Annotated in this window: 15 protein-coding genes; all 15 read left to right on the plus strand. The window is 49.8% G+C overall.

The genetic code is table 11. From position 1 onward, the window contains the following. Positions 1–154 precede the first annotated feature (154 nt). The 15 genes from asnB (FYJ45_RS05550) (at position 155) to FYJ45_RS05620 (ending at position 18,852) form a co-directional block, all read left to right on the plus strand. Positions 155–2,059 carry an asparagine synthase (glutamine-hydrolyzing) gene (asnB, locus tag FYJ45_RS05550; RefSeq protein WP_154463802.1) on the plus strand — a complete coding sequence of 635 codons (1,905 nt, stop codon included), beginning with the start codon at positions 155–157 and terminating at the stop codon, positions 2,057–2,059. Positions 2,060–2,071: 12 nt separating this feature from the next. Then, positions 2,072–3,205: a glycosyltransferase gene (locus tag FYJ45_RS05555; RefSeq protein WP_154463803.1), complete on the plus strand. Its 1,134-nt coding sequence runs from the start codon at positions 2,072–2,074 to the stop codon at positions 3,203–3,205. A 128-nt stretch (positions 3,206–3,333) separates the two neighbouring features. Then, positions 3,334–4,416, plus strand: coding sequence for an SGNH/GDSL hydrolase family protein (locus tag FYJ45_RS05560; protein WP_154463804.1), 1,083 nt, complete (start codon positions 3,334–3,336; stop codon positions 4,414–4,416). Positions 4,417–4,527: 111 nt separating this feature from the next. Continuing rightward, positions 4,528–6,411, plus strand: a complete 1,884-nt coding sequence (gene asnB / locus FYJ45_RS05565; protein ID WP_154463805.1) for an asparagine synthase (glutamine-hydrolyzing) — start codon at positions 4,528–4,530, stop codon at positions 6,409–6,411. A 14-nt stretch (positions 6,412–6,425) separates the two neighbouring features. After that, positions 6,426–7,496, plus strand: coding sequence for a glycosyltransferase (locus FYJ45_RS05570; RefSeq protein WP_195841675.1), 1,071 nt, complete (start codon positions 6,426–6,428; stop codon positions 7,494–7,496). Positions 7,497–7,570: 74 nt separating this feature from the next. Then, entirely contained in the window at positions 7,571–8,440 is an 870-nt protein-coding gene (locus FYJ45_RS05575) for an alpha-1,2-fucosyltransferase (protein WP_154463807.1), read from the plus strand. Then, complete coding sequence (locus FYJ45_RS05580) at positions 8,338–10,197, plus strand: ABC transporter ATP-binding protein (RefSeq protein WP_235930596.1); 1,860 nt, start codon at positions 8,338–8,340, stop codon at positions 10,195–10,197. The genes FYJ45_RS05575 and FYJ45_RS05580 overlap by 103 nt, the downstream gene beginning before the upstream one ends. Before the next feature lie 189 nt (positions 10,198–10,386). Then, a complete protein-coding gene (locus tag FYJ45_RS05585) occupies positions 10,387–11,418 on the plus strand; it encodes an O-fucosyltransferase family protein (protein WP_154463808.1) in 1,032 nt (343 codons plus the stop codon). Between the two features lie 8 nt (positions 11,419–11,426). Then, the gene (locus FYJ45_RS05590) at positions 11,427–12,203 is read left to right on the plus strand and encodes a DUF5672 family protein (protein WP_154463809.1); all 777 of its coding nucleotides are present in this window, start codon (positions 11,427–11,429) and stop codon (positions 12,201–12,203) included. 1 nt (position 12,204) lies between these two features. After that, complete coding sequence (locus tag FYJ45_RS05595) at positions 12,205–13,176, plus strand: glycosyltransferase family 17 protein (protein ID WP_154463810.1); 972 nt, start codon at positions 12,205–12,207, stop codon at positions 13,174–13,176. Between the two features lie 26 nt (positions 13,177–13,202). Beyond that, positions 13,203–14,159 carry a glycosyltransferase family 2 protein gene (locus tag FYJ45_RS05600; RefSeq protein WP_154463811.1) on the plus strand — a complete coding sequence of 319 codons (957 nt, stop codon included), beginning with the start codon at positions 13,203–13,205 and terminating at the stop codon, positions 14,157–14,159. A gap of 47 nt (positions 14,160–14,206) precedes the next feature. Next, positions 14,207–15,424 carry a hypothetical protein gene (locus tag FYJ45_RS05605; RefSeq protein ID WP_154463812.1) on the plus strand — a complete coding sequence of 406 codons (1,218 nt, stop codon included), beginning with the start codon at positions 14,207–14,209 and terminating at the stop codon, positions 15,422–15,424. 24 nt (positions 15,425–15,448) lie between these two features. Then, a complete protein-coding gene (locus tag FYJ45_RS05610) occupies positions 15,449–16,558 on the plus strand; it encodes a glycosyltransferase family 4 protein (protein WP_154463813.1) in 1,110 nt (369 codons plus the stop codon). Continuing rightward, the gene (locus tag FYJ45_RS05615) at positions 16,555–17,646 is read left to right on the plus strand and encodes a glycosyltransferase family 2 protein (protein WP_195841676.1); all 1,092 of its coding nucleotides are present in this window, start codon (positions 16,555–16,557) and stop codon (positions 17,644–17,646) included. Before FYJ45_RS05610 ends, FYJ45_RS05615 begins: the two co-directional genes overlap by 4 nt. 36 nt (positions 17,647–17,682) lie before the next feature. After that, a complete protein-coding gene (locus FYJ45_RS05620) occupies positions 17,683–18,852 on the plus strand; it encodes a polysaccharide pyruvyl transferase family protein (RefSeq protein ID WP_235930597.1) in 1,170 nt (389 codons plus the stop codon). The last annotated feature ends 11 nt before the right edge of the window (positions 18,853–18,863 follow it).

Here is an 18,863-nt window from a genome sequence, read left to right on the forward strand (position 1 = left end):
GGCCTCCGGGGACGGACGGGGAGCCTGGGGCTATGATGAAGGGCGTAAAGGATAAGGGCAAAAGATAAGGGGTTAGTTGGTGTAGAAGTGAAGTTTTTGAGTTTTAATGGTTGATATGGCATGAGGAGTTTGGTTTGGAAGGGAGTGATGGAGGATGTGCGGGATTTGCGGGTTTGTTAGCCGGGGGGATATTTCTTTGGAGGCTTTGCGGGGGATGAATGATACGATGTATCACCGGGGGCCTAATGATTCCGGGGCGGAGATTTATGTCGGGGGAGATGGGTACCGGGTTGGATTTGCGCAGCGCAGGCTTTCTATCATGGATCTTTCGGAGCTGGGGCATCAGCCTATGCATTCGGAGGCTGCTTTTGGTGTGGCAGGGCAGTGTGTGAGTGTGGTTTTTAATGGTGAGATTTATAATTTCGGCGAATTGAAGAAGGAACTTTCGGACTACCCCTTTAAGTCTAACTGTGATACGGAGGTGATTATCGCAGCTTACCTGAAATGGGGTATTTCCTGTATTGACAGGATGAACGGGATGTTTGCCATCGCTTTGTATGACAGGAGGTCGGATGAGGTTTTTCTGGTGCGGGACAGGATCGGGAAGAAGCCTTTGTATTATTGGATTGAGGGCGGTAATCTGGTCTTTGGGTCGGAGCTGAAGCCTTTGATGGCTTGTCCGGGATTCCGGAAGGAGATTCGCAGGGATGTGCTTGCCAGGTTTTTGTATCAGCAGTATATCAATGCGCCGGATAGTATTTTTAAGGATGTTTATAAGCTGGAGCCGGGAGGTGTGCTGCGGTTTCATCAGGGCGAAGTGAAGAAGTGGAAATATTGGGATATCGGCAGGGTGTATCACAGGATGCAGGAGCGGCCGGTTGAGGATTTTGATGAAGCGAAGGGGGAGCTGAAGGGGCTTTTGAAGAGAGCTGTGGCTTCCAGGATGATCGCGGATGTGCCTTTGGGCAGTTTTTTGAGCGGGGGTTATGATTCTTCTTTGATGACGGCAATTGCTCAGGAGAATTCGGCGGAACCGGTGAAAACCTTTTCCATCGGGTTTGAGGAGGAGCGGTATGATGAGGCGGCGTATGCCAGGCAGGTGGCGGAGTATCTGGGGACGGATCATACGGAGGCTTATATTGATGAGAAGGGGATGTTTGAGCTTGTGGAGAGCATTCCGAAGTATTATGATGAGCCTTTTGCAGACAGTTCGCAGATCCCTACCATGTTGGTGTCGGCGCTTGCCAGGGAGCGGGTGACGGTGGCGTTGTCCGGTGACGGCGGGGATGAGTTTTTCTGCGGTTATCAGATGTATGACAGGCTGGCGCAGGCGCAGCGGCTGGATGGGGCGGGAGCGTTTGTCCATGGAGTTCTGGGGCTGCCGGGGCTTAAGGGGACGAAGCTGGAGGAAAGGCTTCCAGTGAAGGTGCGCGCTGTGTCGGAGAACCGGGATCCGGAGCTGAAAACGCAGATGTGTCCGCCGGCTTATCTGAAGACAGCCATGGCCTTTGTCCCGGAAAGCGGGCTGGACTGCAGGTATCCGCAGGAAAGCGGCTATCAGGTAAAGGACTGGCAGATCCGCAGAATGCTTCTTGATATGGATACGTATCTGCCGGGGGATATCCTGTGCAAGGTGGACAGGGCGTCCATGAAATATTCGTTGGAAGCAAGGTGTCCGATTCTGGATAAGGATGTGATGGAGTATTCCTTCCGGCTGCCTCATTCTTTTAAATATGACGGGAAGGAAAAGAAGCGGATTCTGAAGAGTATCGCTTATGATTATATACCGCGTGAAATGCTGGATCGGAAAAAGAAGGGGTTTTCGGTGCCGTTGGATAAATGGCTGCGGGGACCGCTGCGGGAGAGTCTGGAGACGTATTCCGAAAAGGGATTTCTGGGACGGCAGGGAATTTTTGATGCGGATTATGTGAGCAGGTTTGTTACCAGGTATCTGGAGCAGGGAGACGGCGGTCCGGGAAGCGGATCCAATTATTCCAGGATAGTATGGGCTTTTTATACCTTTCAGCAGTGGTATGCCTGTTATATCAGACAGGCTTAAGGAGTGGTGAAGTTGGGAAAAGGACAGTGTGAGAAAAAAGACAGGAAACAACCGCATATTGCTCTTTTTATCAGCGCGCTCCGTAAGGGCGGTTCGGAACGTGTCCTGGTGAATCTGGCGGAGTATCTGAAGGATAACGGCGTGGAGGTCACTGTGGTGACCCAGTATGAGGGGCAGGGGGAATACTCTCTGTCGCCCGGTATCCGGCGTGTATTCAGCGAGATTACGGAGGAGGAGAAGAGCAGGAGCCGGGTGGTGAACTTTTTCCGGCGGTTTTTCAAGCTGCGGGGTATCTGGAAAGCGGAGCGGCCGGATGTAATTTTGTCCTTTATTGGGAAAAATAATCTGATGGCGCTGCTGACCAGCAGCTTCCTTCGTATTCCGGTAGTGATTTCCGTCCGGGGAGAGCCGAAGGAGGAATATTATTCCGGTGTGCTGCGTTTCTTTGCGAAAACTTATTTTGCCAGGGCGGCGGGAGTGGTTCTTCAGACAAAGGAGGCCATGCAGTTTTTCCCGGAAAGGATCCGGAAGAAAGCGGTGATATTAAAAAATCCGCTGAATCCGTCCTTTGTCAGGGAGCGGTTTGAGGGGGAACGGGAGCGTTGTATCCATGCGGTAGGCCGTATGGACGCCAATAAAAACCATGAAATGATAATGCGGGCGTTTGCTGCGCTGGCGGCGGATTTTCCGGAGGTAAGGCTTGTTATATACGGAAACGGCGAGTGCAGGGAGCCTTTGATAAAGCTTTCAGAGCAGCTGGGGCTTTCGGAACGAATCAGCCTGCCGGGAGCGGTGTCGGATGTGGCGGATAAAATTTACAGAAGCAGCGCTTTCGTGTTGTCCTCTTACAGTGAGGGGATGCCGAATACGCTGATTGAGGCCATGTGTATGGGACTGCCGGTAATTTCCACGGACTGCCCCTGCGGCGGGCCTGCGGAGCTGATTGAGGATGGCGTGAACGGGTATCTGATTCCGCCTGGTGATGGGAAGGCGCTGGAGGAGCGGCTGCGGATTCTTCTTTCCGACAGGGAGAAAGCGGAGAAAATGGGCCGGAATGCGTCGAAGCTGCTGGAAGAGTATCGGCCGGAGCATGTGGACAGGACCTGGATGGACTATCTTCTTTCCTTCCTGCCGCCGGCAAAATGAAGGAAATTGGATAAAACTGCACCGTTGTTAAGGCAGGGCCGGAAAATGTTTCCGTTACAGAGAAAGATAAGCTGTCCGCCGCCGATGAAAAGGGCGGAAGCGGCAGCTGACAGAAAGCAACAGGTAGTATGAAGAAAAAAGAATGGATTAAGACAATTTGTTTCATAGCAGGGTTTTTCCTGATTCTGATACCGCTGACTTATATTATCCGTACGAATGGTGATATTAAGGATATTTTTGTGGGATTTTATGCAGAGAAGGAAGATACGATTGATGTGGTTATGATCGGATCCAGTCCGGTGTATCCGTATTATGCGGGGCCGAAAATCTGGAAGGATACCGGGATAACCTGTTATCCGCTGTCCTCAAACATGCAGCGGCCCAAGGCGGCGGTGCATCTGGTGGAGGAAGCGGAGAAAACGCAGGATCCGGGGCTTTACATTTTTGAACTGCGCATGTACCTGGGGCCGGATGAGCGGCTGACCCAGAATATGGCCTATACCAGGGGAGTGACCGATAATATGAAATACTCCTGGAACCGGATTAAGACGATTAATGCGTTGGTGGATCCGGACGGCCCGGAACCGCGTTATACCTATTACTTTGATATTTTCAAGTATCATTCCAACTGGAAAACCATGGTGCTGCCCAGCCAGATCGTTACCTTCCGGTATGAGTGGCCGGATCCGCTGAAGGGCGCTGTCATCAGGGATGATGTGGGTCCCAGTGAGATTGCGGATTTTTCCTGGGTAACGGAGCGGCAGGCCATACCGGAGGATCAGGAGGAGGTGCTGCGGGAGCTGCTTTCCTGTCTGCAGGAAAAGGGGCTGAATGCGCTTTTCATCGTTTCCCCCAATACCATGACGGAAGAAAAACAGCGCCAGTATAATTATATTGCGGATATCATTGCGCCTACAGGCTACGGCTTTCTGAATCTGAATGATTATTATGAGGAGCTGGGAATTGATTTTGAAACGGATTTTGATGATTACGGCGGCCATACCAATGCCTTCGGCATGGAAAAATGCAGCGCCTTTTTGGGGGAATATCTGAGCACCCACTATGATTTTGAAGATAAACGGGGACGGGAAGGCTATGAAAGCTGGGATAAGGCGGCGAAACTGTGGGAAGAACAGACAGAGAGCGCAAAGCAGACCATACTTGATAAAATAGCCCGGAAAGAGTTTAAGGTAATTGAGGAAGAAGAGTAATTTTTTGCAACGGTTCAGGACGATGCGTCGTCCCGAGCAGATACTATTTGAAGAATTATTCCGCCAGGTCAGCGCATAAAAAGCGCAGACCGTAAGAAAGCAGGTGAGCCTATGTGCGGTATTGCAGGATTTTGCAACTGGAAAACAGACTGGGAGAAAAACATAAGGAAAATGAATGACCGTATGCGCCACAGAGGGCCGGATGCCTCCGGGATCTGGGCCAGTGAAGACGGCAGGGTTGTTTTCGGCCACCAGAGGCTTTCCATTGTGGATCTTTCCGAGAACGGCGCACAGCCCATGCAGTCTCACAGCGGCAGGTTTGAAATTGCATTTAACGGTGAAATTTATAATTATAAACAGATTGCGAAACGGCTTCTGGATGAAAAAAAGGTGGATCATTTCCGGGGAGGTTCGGATACGGAGGTGCTTCTGGAGGCTATGGAGCATTATGGGGTGAAGGAAGCCATTTCCATGTGCAAGGGGATGTTTGCCATCGCTTTGTATGACAGGGAGGAACGCGTCCTTTACCTTCTCAGGGATCGCATCGGGGAAAAACCCCTGTACTATGGATTTGTCAACGGCAGCTTTGTGTTTGCCTCGGATATCGGTTCCATTGCCGCGCTGGACGGATTCAATAATGGAATCAATAAGGATGTCCTGGATATTTACTTTGTACATGGTTATATACCGGCGCCTTATTCTATTTATGAGGATATTCGGAAGCTGGAGCCGGGCTGTATACTTACGTTGCGTCAGCCCTTTGCAGAGCCGGAATTGGAGGCCTATTGGTCTGTGAGGGAAGCGGCACGGAAGGGGCAGGAAAACCTGTTTACCGGCAGTCGGGAAGAAGCGGCGCAGGAGCTGGAGCGCCTTCTGAAGAATTCCATACGGGAACAGATGGTGGCGGATGTGCCGGTAGGCGCCTTTTTATCGGCAGGCATTGACAGCAGCACGATTGTGGCGCTGATGCAGTCACTGAACAGCGGAAGGGTGAAAAGCTTTACCATAGGTATGGGAGAAGCAGAGTACAATGAGGCGGAGGCGGCCAGGGAAATAGCGAAAATACTGGGAACCGAGCATACGGAGCTTTATATTACGGAGGAGGATGCCAAGGCTGTCATCCCCAGGCTTGCGTTTATGTTCGGGGAGCCCTTTGCGGATTCCTCCCAGATCCCGACCTATCTGGTGAGTAAAATGACAAGGGAGCATGTAACCGTTTCCTTAAGCGGCGACGGCGGGGATGAGCTGTTCTGCGGCTATACGTCCTATGCCTCGGTGAGTCGCATCTGGAACAAGATGAAAAATGTCCCCTATTTTCTGAGGAAGCCCTGCAGCGGCCTGGTACTTCACAGCCCGTTTGCCAGGAAAGAAATCTTCCGTATCAAAGGAAAGCTTTTGGGCGCAAAGGATCCGGCGGATATTTATCTCCAGTCCCGCCTGACAGATCCGCTCACCATGGAAATTGCAAAGCAGCGGGGGAACCTGCCCTATAAATATACCATGATGCCTGAGGGATACCTGAAGGAGGTCAATCACACGATCATGCTGATGGACATGCTCATGTACCATCCGGATGATATTCTGGTGAAGGTGGATCGAACGGCCATGGCTGTTTCGCTGGAAACGAGGGTGCCGATGCTGGACAAGGATGTGGTGGAGTTCGCCTGGAGCCTTCCTGTGGAGTACGAACGTCAGGGAGAGACGGGAAAGCTGGTTCTGCGGGATGTGCTTTATAAGTATGTGCCGAAGGAGCTGATGGACAGGCCGAAAAAAGGATTTTCCATTCCCATTGCCAAATGGCTGAAGGAGCCGTCCCTGCGGGCCTGGGCGGAAACGCTGATTGATCGCAGGACGCTGGAGAGCCAGGGGATGCTGAATCCGGAGGTGGTATGGACCATCTGGAAGGATTTCGTGGAAAACGGTGTGTGGCGCATCCAGATCTGGTATATATTGATGTTCCAGGCATGGATGGCGGAACGCAAGCTGGCTGTCTGAAGGAGGTGGAAGCCTTGCGGAAACTGGAAAAATTCACGCCTTTGCCGATACCGGAGGAGGAACAGACGGATAAAATTTCTGTGATAGTAGCAGTCTATAATATAGAAGCCTATCTGGAAAAATGTGTCCGTTCCCTCAGAAACCAGACCTATCGGAATCTGCAGATCATTCTGGTGGATGACGGCGCTACGGACGGCTGCCCGGCCATCTGTGACAGGCTGGCGGAAGAGGATGGCAGAATTCAGGTCATCCATAAGAAAAACGGCGGCCTCTCAGACGCCAGGAATGCCGGAACCGCTGCTGCGGACGGAGAATATATCGCTTTTGTAGACGGGGACGACTGGATTGAGACGGATATGTATGAGAAGCTGCTTTCCGCTGCCAGACAATTCGATGCGCCCCTGGCGGTATGCAGATACCGGAAGATTTACCGGAACCGGGAGATGGATGCTTCCACCGGTGCGGCCGTGGTTTTTGACGGCCAGGAGGCCCTGGAATCCTTTCTTATGGAGGAGGATGATATCTGCATCCAGAACGCTGCCTGGAACAAGCTGTACCGCAGGGAGCTGATGGGGGAGCTGCGTTTTCCCACGGGAAAGTATTATGAGGATATTGTGTACACCACCATGCTGCTGGCACGTTCCCAAAAAACGATTTATCTGGATCTGGCGCTTTATAATTATGTGCTGGAGCGGGAGGGCAGTATCATGGGCGAAGGGCTGGGAAGCCGGATTTTTACGGATCAGATCCCTGCCTATGAAGAAAAGGAAGTATTTTTACGCTCTATCGGAAGAGAGGATCTGGCGGATGTACACAGGTATTTTTTCTATAAAAGGCTGCTCCTGTACTATATTGCCCTGGGAAAATCCCAAAAGGATATGAAAGAAAAGTACAGGAGAGTCATACGGGAGAGGCTGCTGACGGACCGCGGGGATATGGACAGGGTATATGCATGCAGGGCGGCTAACCCGAAGGAAAAGAAAAAGATGGAAATTTTCCTGAAAAGCCCGAAGCTGTATCTGGCGGTAATTATGGTGAATGAACGGTTTCTGATTCCGGTGAAGCAGCGGCTTCGCCGGCATTGAAGGCATAGAAGGCAGAAAATATGCAGGCTTTTAGAGGTCTGTGATAAGATGGTGCAGATGGGAGCAAGTACAGTATGGTAATTGTGCAATTATCAGGAGGGCTGGGCAATCAGATGTTTGAATATGCCCTTTACCTGAGTCTGAAGGCGAAGGGGAAGGTCGTGAAAATAGACGATATCACCTGCTATGAGGGGCCGGGAACGCGGCCGAAGCAGCTGGATGTATTCGGGGTTTCCTATGAGCGGGCCACAAAGCAGGAGCTGACGGAAATGACGGATTCTTCCCTGGATCCCGTCTCACGTATCCGGCGAAAGCTCACCGGGCGTAAGACAAAGGCATACAGGGAAAAGGATATCAATTTTGACCTGCAGGTAATGGAACGTGATCCGGCGCTGCTGGAGGGATGCTTTCAGAGTGAAAGGTATTTTCAGGACTGCAGGGAGCAGGTGAGGGAAGCCTACCGCTTCCGTGGGATCGAATCCGGGGCTTATCCGCTTCCGGAGGCTTACCGGAGGCTGGAAAAAGAAATCGCAGACTGCCCATCAGTGAGCGTCCACATCCGCAGAGGCGATTATCTGGAGGAAAGCCACGGAGGGCTCTATACGGGAATCTGTACCGAACAGTATTATCAGGAGGCCTTTGCCCGGCTGGAAAAGGAAGTGCCGGGGGCAAAATTTTTCCTGTTCAGCAACGATCCGGATTGGACGAGGGAGCACTTTAAAGGCGAAAACCGGATACTGGTGGAAGGAAGCACGGAGGATACGGGATATCTGGATCTGTACCTGATGAGCAAATGCAAACATAACATCATCGCTAACAGCAGCTTCAGCTGGTGGGGCGCATGGCTGAACGACAACCCGGAAAAAAAGGTGACGGCGCCGGCCAGATGGCTGAACGGCAGGGAATGCCGGGATATTTATACGGAGAGAATGATACGCATATGATGGAGAATATTAAAAAGCTGAGTCGTATTTTAAGCAAGGCACAGAAAAGAAAAGTTGGGATGATAGGTATCCTGATATTGATTGGCGGCGTGCTGGAAACAGTAGGCGTAACCGCAATCCTTCCGCTGATTACCGCGATTATAGATCAGGACCGTATGCTGAAAAACGAGACTGTTCAGCAGGTGTGCAGGTTCTTTGGATTTGAATTAAGCAGGGAGAACTATACCCAGCTGATTTTGCTGCTGCTGTTACTGGTCATTGTGGTCATTGTGGTAAAAAACCTTTTCCTGCTGCTTCTTACCTATGCCCAGGCCAGGTTTGTAAACGGAAACCAGTTCCGCACGGTAAGCTATATGCTGGAGGAGTACCTGAACAGACCCTATGAATTTTACTTGAATGCGGATATTCCTACTGTATTCCGTACGGTGGACAGCGACGTGCCCAAGGTATTTACTATATTGATGGAATATATCCAGCTGGCCAGTGAGGCGGTGGTAGCCGTTTTCCTGTGCGTTACGCTTCTGCTTGTGGACTTCAAAATGACGGTGGTCATGGGCGGCATCCTGGTGGTTATGACGCTGTTAATTATGCGGGTGATGAAGCCGAAGCTCAACACCATGGGATTAAAATCCCAGAGCGTACAGAGCCGGATGGGGAAATGGCGCCTGCAGTCCATTTATGGAATCAAGGATGTGAAAATCCTTCATAAGGAATCCTTTTTTGCCAGGAATTTCAGAAAGTATTCCCAGATTGCAGGGGAAGTAACCAGTAAGTATACGGTTTTGAATAATGTGCCCAGATTGTTGATTGAGACGCTGTGTATGGGCGGCGTTCTGGGGTATCTGGCCGTGTATATCTTAAGGGGAGGCAATCTGACGGAAATGATTCCCCAGATGACCGCATTCGCCTTTGCGGCAACCAGACTGCTTCCCAGCGTAAACCGGATCAACGGCCATGTGACCAACATCGCTTTTTTCCAGCCGTCTCTGGATTATGTGTATGAAAATGTGGATTTCAGCGATTATACTAAGTATGGAGAATACCAGAACAGGGACGACGCCAATGCGGCGCCGGTTCCGGTAAAGGATGCCATCTGCCTGGACAATATTACCTACATTTACCCGAACACTACGAAAAAGATTCTGGAGGATGCCTGCATGCGGGTTCCCATCGGTAAATCTGTAGGCGTTATGGGACCTTCCGGCGCCGGAAAAACAACGGCGATTGATATTCTTATGGGTCTGCTTCAGGTGCAGAAAGGAACGATTACATGCGGCGGAGTGAATATTTTTGACAATTACCCCTCCTGGCTGAGCCATATCGGTTATATTCCCCAGACGATCTTCCTGACAGATGATTCTCTGAGGGAAAATATCGCTTTTGGTGTGGATAAGGATCAGATTGACGATGCCAGGGTGTGGAAGGTATTGGAAGAAGCCCAGATGAAGGAATTCGTGGAGCAGATGCCCCAGCAGCTGGAAACAAGCGTTGGCGACCGCGGCGTACGCCTCTCCGGCGGCCAGCGCCAGAGAATCGGTATCGCAAGGGCGCTGTACCATAATCCGGAAATCCTTGTTTTTGACGAGGCCACATCGGCGCTGGACAATGATACCGAGTCTGCGATTATGGACGCGATTAACAGCTTCCATGGGCGTAAGACGCTTATCATCATTGCCCACAGATTGCGGACAATAGAGAATTGTGATATTATCTACAATGTGGATAAAGGGAAGATTGTGGAGGCGAAACTGCCATAATCTGATATTTTGCCGTTGACAGAGGGGCAGCGTTCCTGACAGCCGCCGACAGGAAGGGCAAAGGAATGACCGTCTGGTTAACGTATAAGGAATGAAGGAAAGTAACTGTGAAGGTGCTGAACAGTTACAAAAGAAAATGAGTAACTGTTCAGCGGAATGAATGGCTGCGAAGATAAAGGAAGCATTTACATGATTGGTACGGAATTGCTTAAAGGGCAGGGACTGGGTAATCAGTTGTTCTGCTATGTAACGACCAGATGTATCGCAATGAAGCAGGGAAGGGATTTTTCGATTTTGGGAAGTGACACACTGGCCAATAATATCCACAGTTCCTGCGGGCTTTATTTTATGGATTTGGATTTCGGTGTTAAGGCCGGAAAAGAAGATTTTACAGGAGTTTATGCAGAGAGGGATGATCGGATCTTTACCGGCAGCTCCCGCCATGATATGACGCATGGCTGCTATGTCACGGCTGCGGATGAAGAGATGTTCCATGTAAAGGATAATATGCTCTTGTTTGGAAATATGCAGGCAGAGGAATATTATATTGCCTATCGTGACCAAATTAAGCAGTGGCTTAAAGTAAAGCCGGAATATGACTGCTATGAATTCAGCAGGGATAACCTGTGTATTCTTCATCTGCGTTGTTCTGACTATATGGATTCGCCGGAACTGTATTTGCGTAAAAGATACTGGCTTGACGGTATGAAGAATATGCGCAGGATAAATCCGGATATGGAGTTTATGATCATAACGAATGATGTGAAGGAGGCTAATAAATTCCTCCCCGGAGTACCTGCATATAATTTTGATCTTGCAAAGGATTATTCCATTCTAAAAAATGCGAAGTATCTTCTGCTGGCAAACTCTTCTTTTGCATATTTTCCTGCATTTACCAGTGATACGGTGCAATATATTATTGCGCCCAAATATTGGGCGAGACATAATGTATCGGATGGCTATTGGGCAAGTGAGCAGAATATTTATTCCGGCTGGCATTATATGGATCGCAGGGGAAGAGTCTTTTCTGATGAAGAGTGCAGGGTAGAACTGGAAGCCTATAAAGATAAATCGCCCAGATACAAAAAGCTGAATATGCGTCCGGGAAAGGTGAGAACCTTTTTTTATACAATACAAAGTAAATGCATTTATACCAACGCAAGAGTCCGGAAGATTTCCAGGGGAGTTATGCGCAGGCTGAAGGCATTGAAAGGCAGGTAGAATCGGCGATGAGTACAGAAAATAAAGAACCCAGGAGCTACCGCAATGCCCAGGGCAAGCTGGTCCTCCCGCAGGTTACCCTCTGCGCCATGACCAGCGTTAATGTCAGGGAAACCCTGAAAGCAATGGAATACAGCTGCCGTGGCATTGAGTTTGCCGATGCGGTGATTATTACGGATAAAAAGCCGTGTTTCCTGCCCAAAGGAATCCGGTACAGCCATATTGACCGGCTGGGAAATATCGATGCATTCAATTACAAAACCGTCTATGATATGGGAGACTATATTCATACGGATTTTGCCCTGCTGGTGCACTACGATGGCTTTGTGGTGCATCCGGAAATGTGGCGGGATGAATTCCTGGACTATGACTACATCGGTTCGCCCTGGCCGCTGCCAAAGCCGGGCGATGACACTACCTACCGGGATATTTATGGCAATATTTGCCGTGTGGGCAACAGCGTGGGAATACGCAGCAAGAGGCTGATGGATTATCCGAAAAAGGCCGGTATTCCCTGGGTAGGGGAAAAGGGATATTTTAATGAGGACGGCTTTATCTGCTGTAAAATCCGCCATCTTCTTGAGGCGGAGGGAATGCGGATCGCGCCGATGGAGGTGGCGAAATACTTCGGGCACGAAAATATGATTCCGGAAATTGAAGGGATCACTCCCTTTGTTTTTCATAAATGGTATGGGACCAATGCGGGTTATCCTGATTTCAGGAAAAAGCATACGGTTCTGAACTCCTTAAGAAGGCTGCATGGCAGGCTGAAGGGAGGAAATTAAAATGGTATATGATTGTTTCCAGTTTTTTAATGAACTGGATATTCTGAAGCTGCGGCTTCATATTATGAACCCGGTGGTGGACAGGTTTGTCATCAGCGAGGCCACGGAAACCTTTTCCGGGAACCCAAAGCCGCTGTATTATGAGGAAAACAAGGAAATGTTCGCGGAGTTTGCGGACAAAATCATTCATGTGGTGGTGGATGATACGCCGCCGGGCTATACCCATGACAGGGATACCTTCCAGAAAAATGCGGTGGGCAGGGGACTGAAGGACTGTACGGATGAGGATATTATCATTTTCAGTGATCTGGACGAAATCCCCAATCCGGAGAAAATTAAGGAAATCCTGCAGAATTTTGACAGGACGAAAATCTATCATTTTGCCCAGAGGCTGTTCTATTGTTATCTGAACATGGAAGAGGTGTCCGGCAATCTGCTCTCCTATGCAGGAGAATTCCCGGAAGCGGAACGATCCAAAGACGGGATTCCCGGCAGAAAAAAATGGATTGGCTCCAAGATGTGTAGCTATTCGCTTTTAAAGGAGCAGAAGCTCCAGTTGGGCGAGCTGCGTTTTCCGGAAAGAAAGGCCTGCGGCATCCGCGTGGAGGACGGCGGCTGGCATTTTGGCTATATGGGCGGCCACGGGGAAAAGGACGTAAAAAAACGTGTGGCGGAAAAGGTCCGCAGCGCGGCGCATCAGGAATATAACAAAGCGGAGGTCCTTTCCGATGTGGCGGACAGAATTAAGGATGGAAAGGACATTTTCGGCAGAAATGCGTCCTTTGTCCAGGTTGAGATAGACAAAACCTTTCCGGAATATCTGCGGGAGAATCAGGAGGAGTATTCCTTTCTGATTCTGAAGGAAGAACCACCGGTTAAAAAGGGGCTGCGCCACATGCTTGGCGGAATACGCAGGTTTATTTTCAGGACAGGCCATTTGGCGAAACGTGTTTTGCGGAAAATCAAGGGTTGAAAAAATACGGAACGGGAGGAAGGACGATGGACATACCTAAAGTTTCCATATGCATCCCTGCTTATAATAATGCGGCAGAGGTAAAGAGGCTTCTGGAATCCATCCGTATGCAGACCTTCCGGGACCTGGAAATCATATTGACGGATGATTCCACCAATGAGGAGATTGCGGAGCTGGTTAAAAGTTCCGGGTGGGAAGATATCCGCTATATCCATAATGAAAAACCTTTGGGACACATTTTCAACTGGAATAAAAGTCTGTCAGAAGCGCAGGGAGAATATATAAAAATCATGTTCAGCGATGACTGGTTTACTGCTCCTGACAGCCTGGAAAAGATGGTTTCCCTGCTGGATCGGGCGCCGGAGGCTTCTTTGGCATTCTGCGGAACGATGCAGGTGATGCTGCCGGAGGGCGGACAGGCTGCGAAAGGCGAACCGGAGGGTGGCAGCGGGCGGCCAGTGAAAAAAGCTTACGCCAGGGCGGCGGCGGATTGGTACACGGACAGGCTGGCGGCGGATTACCGGAACCTGTTTCTGGGAAATGAAATCGGCGCTCCCAGCGCGACCCTTTACCGGGCCTGCGGGGCAATGTTTGATGAGAAGAGCAACTGGGCCTCCGATATGTTTCTGTACTTTGAAATACTCAGCAGGAATCCCCGTTTCGTCTGTACGCAGGAGCCTCTGATTTCCATCGGGATCCATGAGGCGCAGTATACCGGGATGTTTGAAGAGAAGGATTTGCGTAAATTTAATGATACGCTTTACATGTATGAAAAATATCAGCTCAGGGAAAGCCAGGCCTGCAGGGAATATATGTTAAGGCAGATACTGAAATTCAGGCAGGGCTGGGAAACTGCCGGACGGTGTGGGATTTCCCGCGGTGAATATTTGAAACAGGGGATATCCTGGTTCTGGGAAAATACGGTGCTGGGATATTGGAATGGGGCGATGCATAAGCTGGGGATCCGGAAAATAGAAGGGTGACAGATACCATTTTAGCATATAGGGAACCAGTTCCCAGGGAGAAATGAATGGACAAGGAAAAATGTACGGAGGATTGGCCGTACCAGTTGGGACAGATATTATTTTATATCGGACTGGTACTGGAGTTTCTGATTGTTATTGCGGACAAAAGTGCATACATCAATCCATGGGAGGGGCAGCTGTTTCGTATAACCTTCCTGCTTTTTCTGGGCAAAATCTGCCTTACCCGTTATTCATTCAGGGAATGGCTGTGGATGCTGTTTTTTCTTATAATTGCCGGAACCTGTTATTTGTTTTCGGGACGGGATGAAGCAGTCAGGCTGGTGGTTTTCTGCGCTTCCTTCAAAAATGTGGATTTACGCAAGTCTTTACAGTTGGCTTTTTTCGTCACACTGTCGGGCTGCCTGCTTCTTGTATTGCTGGCTTTAACAGGTATTTTCGGCCAGATGTATATTGTGGATGCAGGGGACAGGGGAATAAGGTATACCTTCGGGCTGGGGCATCCTAACGCCTTCTTCTGCATGTTCTGGGTACTGGTTACGCTGGGGATATATCTGTACTGGAGGAAGATGAAGCTATGGATGTATGGCCTGCTTCTTGCTGCTGGCCTCATTTTATTTCTGCCGACGGATTCCAGGACAGGGGTATTAATTCTTGTTTTTACACTTGCCTTTTCCCTGTTTCTTACTTATGGCAGGAAGGCTCGGGACAGTAAATGGCTTTATATTGCCGGCATTCTGCTTTTCTTTGGCTGTGTGGGACTGTCCATATGGATTGCCTGTTATGAGCCGTATGAGGGGCCTTTTTATCCATATGACCGTTTTTTTACCGGACGTATTACAAGCATGAATACCCTGGAGGGCGGAGGAGGAATACTGCGCAACTGGCGCCTTTTCTCCCGGCCGGAAAACATCAAGTATTTCGATATGGGCTATGTGCGCCTGTTCTATTGGTATGGAATCATCCCCGGCGCGCTTTATGTGCTTCTGTACGCAATGCTGATGTGGCAGTGCTATAAAAAGAAGAATTATATGGGCTTCATGATGGTGCTCAGCTTTGCGTTGTACACCATGCTGGAAGCGCATTTTATTTCCGTATATCTGGGCAGAAACTATGCCCTGTTTCTGTTGGGGGCTTACTGGAGTGATATGCTCTGCTTCCGGAAGCCGCCTGCAGAGGGGATGCAGGATATACAGGAGGAATACTGGTGGCAGGGCTGGCGTTTTCTGGGACGGAAAGAAACGTCCGGGGAACCGGGCTGTTAAAAAGAAGCGTGAGAGGTATAGGGAATGAGGTTGGTAATTGACTGCTTCAAGCTGGTAAAGGGAAAAGGAAAAAGTATTGGTATTTACAACCTGGCACAGAATCTGGCCCAGCATCTGACTGAGACGAACCAGAACGGAGAACGCTGCGAGGAAATCATTGTGCTGGGGAACGAATATAACCGGAAGGATTTTGATATACCCGGCATTCGTTTCGTTCAGATGAAAGGAAACCCGCTGAACAAGCTGACCTGCATCGTATGGGAGCTTTTTATTGTTCCGTTTCAGGCGCGTAAATATAAGGCAGACAGAATCCTTTTTCCCAGGGGATACCGTCCGCTGTTTTACAGAGGAAAGGATACGGTTATTATCCACGATCTGATCCCCTTCTTTTATGATAAATATTTTCCCGGCGTATTAAACCGGGTGGAAAATGCCTACATCATGAGCCGGCTGAAAGCTTCCATGAAGCATGCGGATCGGATTATAACGATTTCTGAATTTTCACGCAGAGAGATTGATGCCATGTGTCCGGGCAGCGGGAAAAGGGTCAGGGTTATTTACAATGGATTGAATGAAGTAAAATGTTCCCGAGATAAATGTGCCCTGATTCCGGAGGAACCTTATATTTATGCAGCCGCCTCAGGGCTTCCTCACAAAAATGCGGCGGGGGTGCTGAAAACCTATGATGCCTATTATCATCAGACACAGCATCCTGCCAGGCTGATAGTGGTGGGAATCCCCAATACAGATGGCTATGAGATCAGCAGTGAGGCGGCGTCCCATGTGACCTGCTATAAATATATTGAACGTTCAGAGGATATGCACAGCCTTTTGGCCGGTGCAAGGGTTTTCCTGTTCCTTTCCCTGATAGAGGGATTTGGATTCCCTTCGCTGGAGGCCATGCAGCTGGGGGTGCCGGTAGTCTGCTCCGACAGGACGGCATTGGCTGAGGTGGTGGGAGATGCCGGCCTTCTCACAGATCCGGATAACTATGCTCAGAGCGTAAAATGCCTGAACCGGGTTCTGACGGAGGAAGAACTCAGACAGCAGCTGATAAAAAAAGGTTATGAGAATGTGAAGCGGTTCGGCTGGGACAGCCGCATTACGGCATACTGGGAGGAACTGACCAGGTGAGGGCTAAAATTTCGGTGATCATACCTGTTTATAATGCCTCCGGGCTTCTGCCCGACTGCCTGCAGAGCATTGCTTTGCAGACCTGGACTGATCTGGAGGTGCTGCTGGTAGACGACGGATCCACGGATGACAGCGCCGGCATCTGCCGAAGCTTTTGTGAAAAGGACAGCCGCTTCCGGCTGCTCCAGAAAGAAAACGGCGGCGTATCCTCTGCAAGAAACCTGGGGCTGAAAGAGGCCTCCGGTGACTATATTGCCTTCGTGGATGCGGATGACTGGCTGTGCCCGGGAATGCTGGAGCATCAGGCAGATTGCTTGGAAAAAGACGGCAGCGATATGGCTATGTGCGGTTTTCAGGAGGCAGGGGAAGCGGAACGGAAGCAGTTTCGCAGGGACTGTGGGGCAGGAGAGAGCACACAGCTTCTGAAGAGACAGGATAAAAAGCCTCCGGATAAAGAAAAAGCGGATAAGGAAAGACCAGACGGAGAAGCGGCGGGTATGGAAGAAACATATCCGGAGCACATCTCCATGCCGGTGGAAGCCTATGTGGCGGAATACCTTCTGGCCGGAAATACCCGATGCTGGAGTATTCTTTTTCGAAAAGAAATACTTCAGGAGGTGCGTTTTCAGGAAGGGCTGACAATCGGGGAGGATTTGCTGTTCCTCATAGACCTGCTCCCTGCATTGAAGAGGGTTTCCCTGATAAAGACAAGGGAATACTGTTACTATATCAATGATGATGGCGCCATGTTTTCAGGATTTAAGCCTGCATACATGGATCAGATAACCTGCTGGCAGCAGGCCCGGGAAAAAATAAAGCTTTTGTATCCGGATTATACGGCAAAAGCGGATATCAGCCTTTTTCAGGCGGCGCTTCTTACGGCCGGAAAGCTGGCACTGCTCCCGGCAGAGGAAAGAAGGGCGATGGCTAATTATACAGAAGTATGCCGTAAAGCCGCCAGAGAGGCAGTCCGGGACCGGATGGTAAGAAGAGGACTTCCGGCGGGGTATCAGCTGAAGGGACTTTTGTTTCTTTTAGCGCCGCCTTTGTATCTGGGGCTGTACCACCATTGGAAAGGGCGCCGGTAAGCCGGATTTTTATCAAAACAGGAAGGTGAGACTCCGTTGAAAAAAGATAAAATTGTTCTGTATATGCACGCAGGAAGCGGAAATCATGGATGCGAAGCAATTGCCAATACCGTATGCAAAATGCTGTCCAAGCCTGCAATCATCGTAACCAACAGCGCTGCGGAGGATGAAAGGTATTCTCTGAAAGGTTTATGTACGCTGATTGAGGAAAAGAAAATCAGGGAAAATTTTTTCATTCATGTATATTATTATCTGAAGGAACGTTATTTTCATGATCCGGAGGCTGCGCTGCGCTATCGGTTCAAAGAGGTGTGCGGCAGGAACCTGCGGGCGCTGAACATCTCCATCGGCGGCGATAATTATTGCTATGATCTTCTTTTAAAGGATTTAAAGCTGGCCAACCAGATGTTCAACAGTCAGGGGGCGAAAACGGTCCTGCTTGGCTGTTCCATAGAACCGGAGCTGCTGGCTGAACCTGATATTATCGATGATATGCGGCGCTACAGCAGCATCATAGCACGGGAGTCCATTACCTGGCAGGCATTGCAGGATGCAGGGCTGAAGGACAATACCTACCTTGTACCGGATCCTGCATTTCTTCTTGAAACAGTAAAAAAGCCTTTGCCGGAGAATTTTACGGAGGGCGGCATGGTAGGGCTGAATGTGAGTCCGCTGGTAGTTGAAAATGAAGCGGTGCCGGGGATTACCATGGAAAATTACAGGGCGCTAATCCGGCATATTCTTGATACCACGCAGATGAATGTGGCGCTGATTCCCCATGTGGTCTGGAAAAACAATGATGACAGAACGGTTTTAAAACGACTGTATGAAGACTTTAAGGAAACCGGACGAATAGTTCTCATTGAGGACTGCGGCTGCGAGGAACTGAAGGGCTATATCGCCAGGTGCCGTTTTTTTATAGGAGCCAGAACCCATGCCACGATAGCGGCCTATTCATCGCTGGTTCCCACCCTGGTGGTAGGGTACTCGGTAAAAGCCAGGGGAATTGCCAAGGATCTGTTCGGCACCTGGGAGGATTATGTGCTTCCGGTGCAGAGCCTGCGTCAGGAGGGGGAACTGATTGAGGGCTTCGAATGGCTTAAAAACCAGGAACAGTTTGTAAAAACACGGTTGGAAAAGGTTATGCCGGCTTATCTGGAACGCGCCAGGCAAATGGGAAAAATACTTGGAAGACTGGCAGAATGAGGGGATTAACT

Origin of the sequence: Eisenbergiella porci (genome assembly GCF_009696275.1) — a bacterium.
GTDB lineage: Bacteria > Bacillota > Clostridia > Lachnospirales > Lachnospiraceae > Eisenbergiella > Eisenbergiella porci.

Excerpts from the sequence above, each read along its gene's own strand:
- FYJ45_RS05600 (WP_154463811.1), top strand. The coding sequence starts at position 13,203 with ATGGACATACCTAAAGTTTCCATATGCATCCCTGCTTATAATAATGCG.
- FYJ45_RS05560 (WP_154463804.1), top strand. The coding sequence starts at position 3,334 with ATGAAGAAAAAAGAATGGATTAAGACAATTTGTTTCATAGCAGGGTTT.
- asnB (WP_154463802.1), top strand. The coding sequence starts at position 155 with ATGTGCGGGATTTGCGGGTTTGTTAGCCGGGGGGATATTTCTTTGGAG.
- FYJ45_RS05580 (WP_235930596.1), top strand. The coding sequence starts at position 8,338 with ATGGCTGAACGACAACCCGGAAAAAAAGGTGACGGCGCCGGCCAGATG.
- FYJ45_RS05605 (WP_154463812.1), top strand. The coding sequence starts at position 14,207 with ATGGACAAGGAAAAATGTACGGAGGATTGGCCGTACCAGTTGGGACAG.
- FYJ45_RS05610 (WP_154463813.1), top strand. The coding sequence starts at position 15,449 with ATGAGGTTGGTAATTGACTGCTTCAAGCTGGTAAAGGGAAAAGGAAAA.
- FYJ45_RS05585 (WP_154463808.1), top strand. The coding sequence starts at position 10,387 with ATGATTGGTACGGAATTGCTTAAAGGGCAGGGACTGGGTAATCAGTTG.
- asnB (WP_154463805.1), top strand. The coding sequence starts at position 4,528 with ATGTGCGGTATTGCAGGATTTTGCAACTGGAAAACAGACTGGGAGAAA.
- FYJ45_RS05575 (WP_154463807.1), top strand. The coding sequence starts at position 7,571 with ATGGTAATTGTGCAATTATCAGGAGGGCTGGGCAATCAGATGTTTGAA.
- FYJ45_RS05590 (WP_154463809.1), top strand. The coding sequence starts at position 11,427 with ATGAGTACAGAAAATAAAGAACCCAGGAGCTACCGCAATGCCCAGGGC.
- FYJ45_RS05595 (WP_154463810.1), top strand. The coding sequence starts at position 12,205 with ATGGTATATGATTGTTTCCAGTTTTTTAATGAACTGGATATTCTGAAG.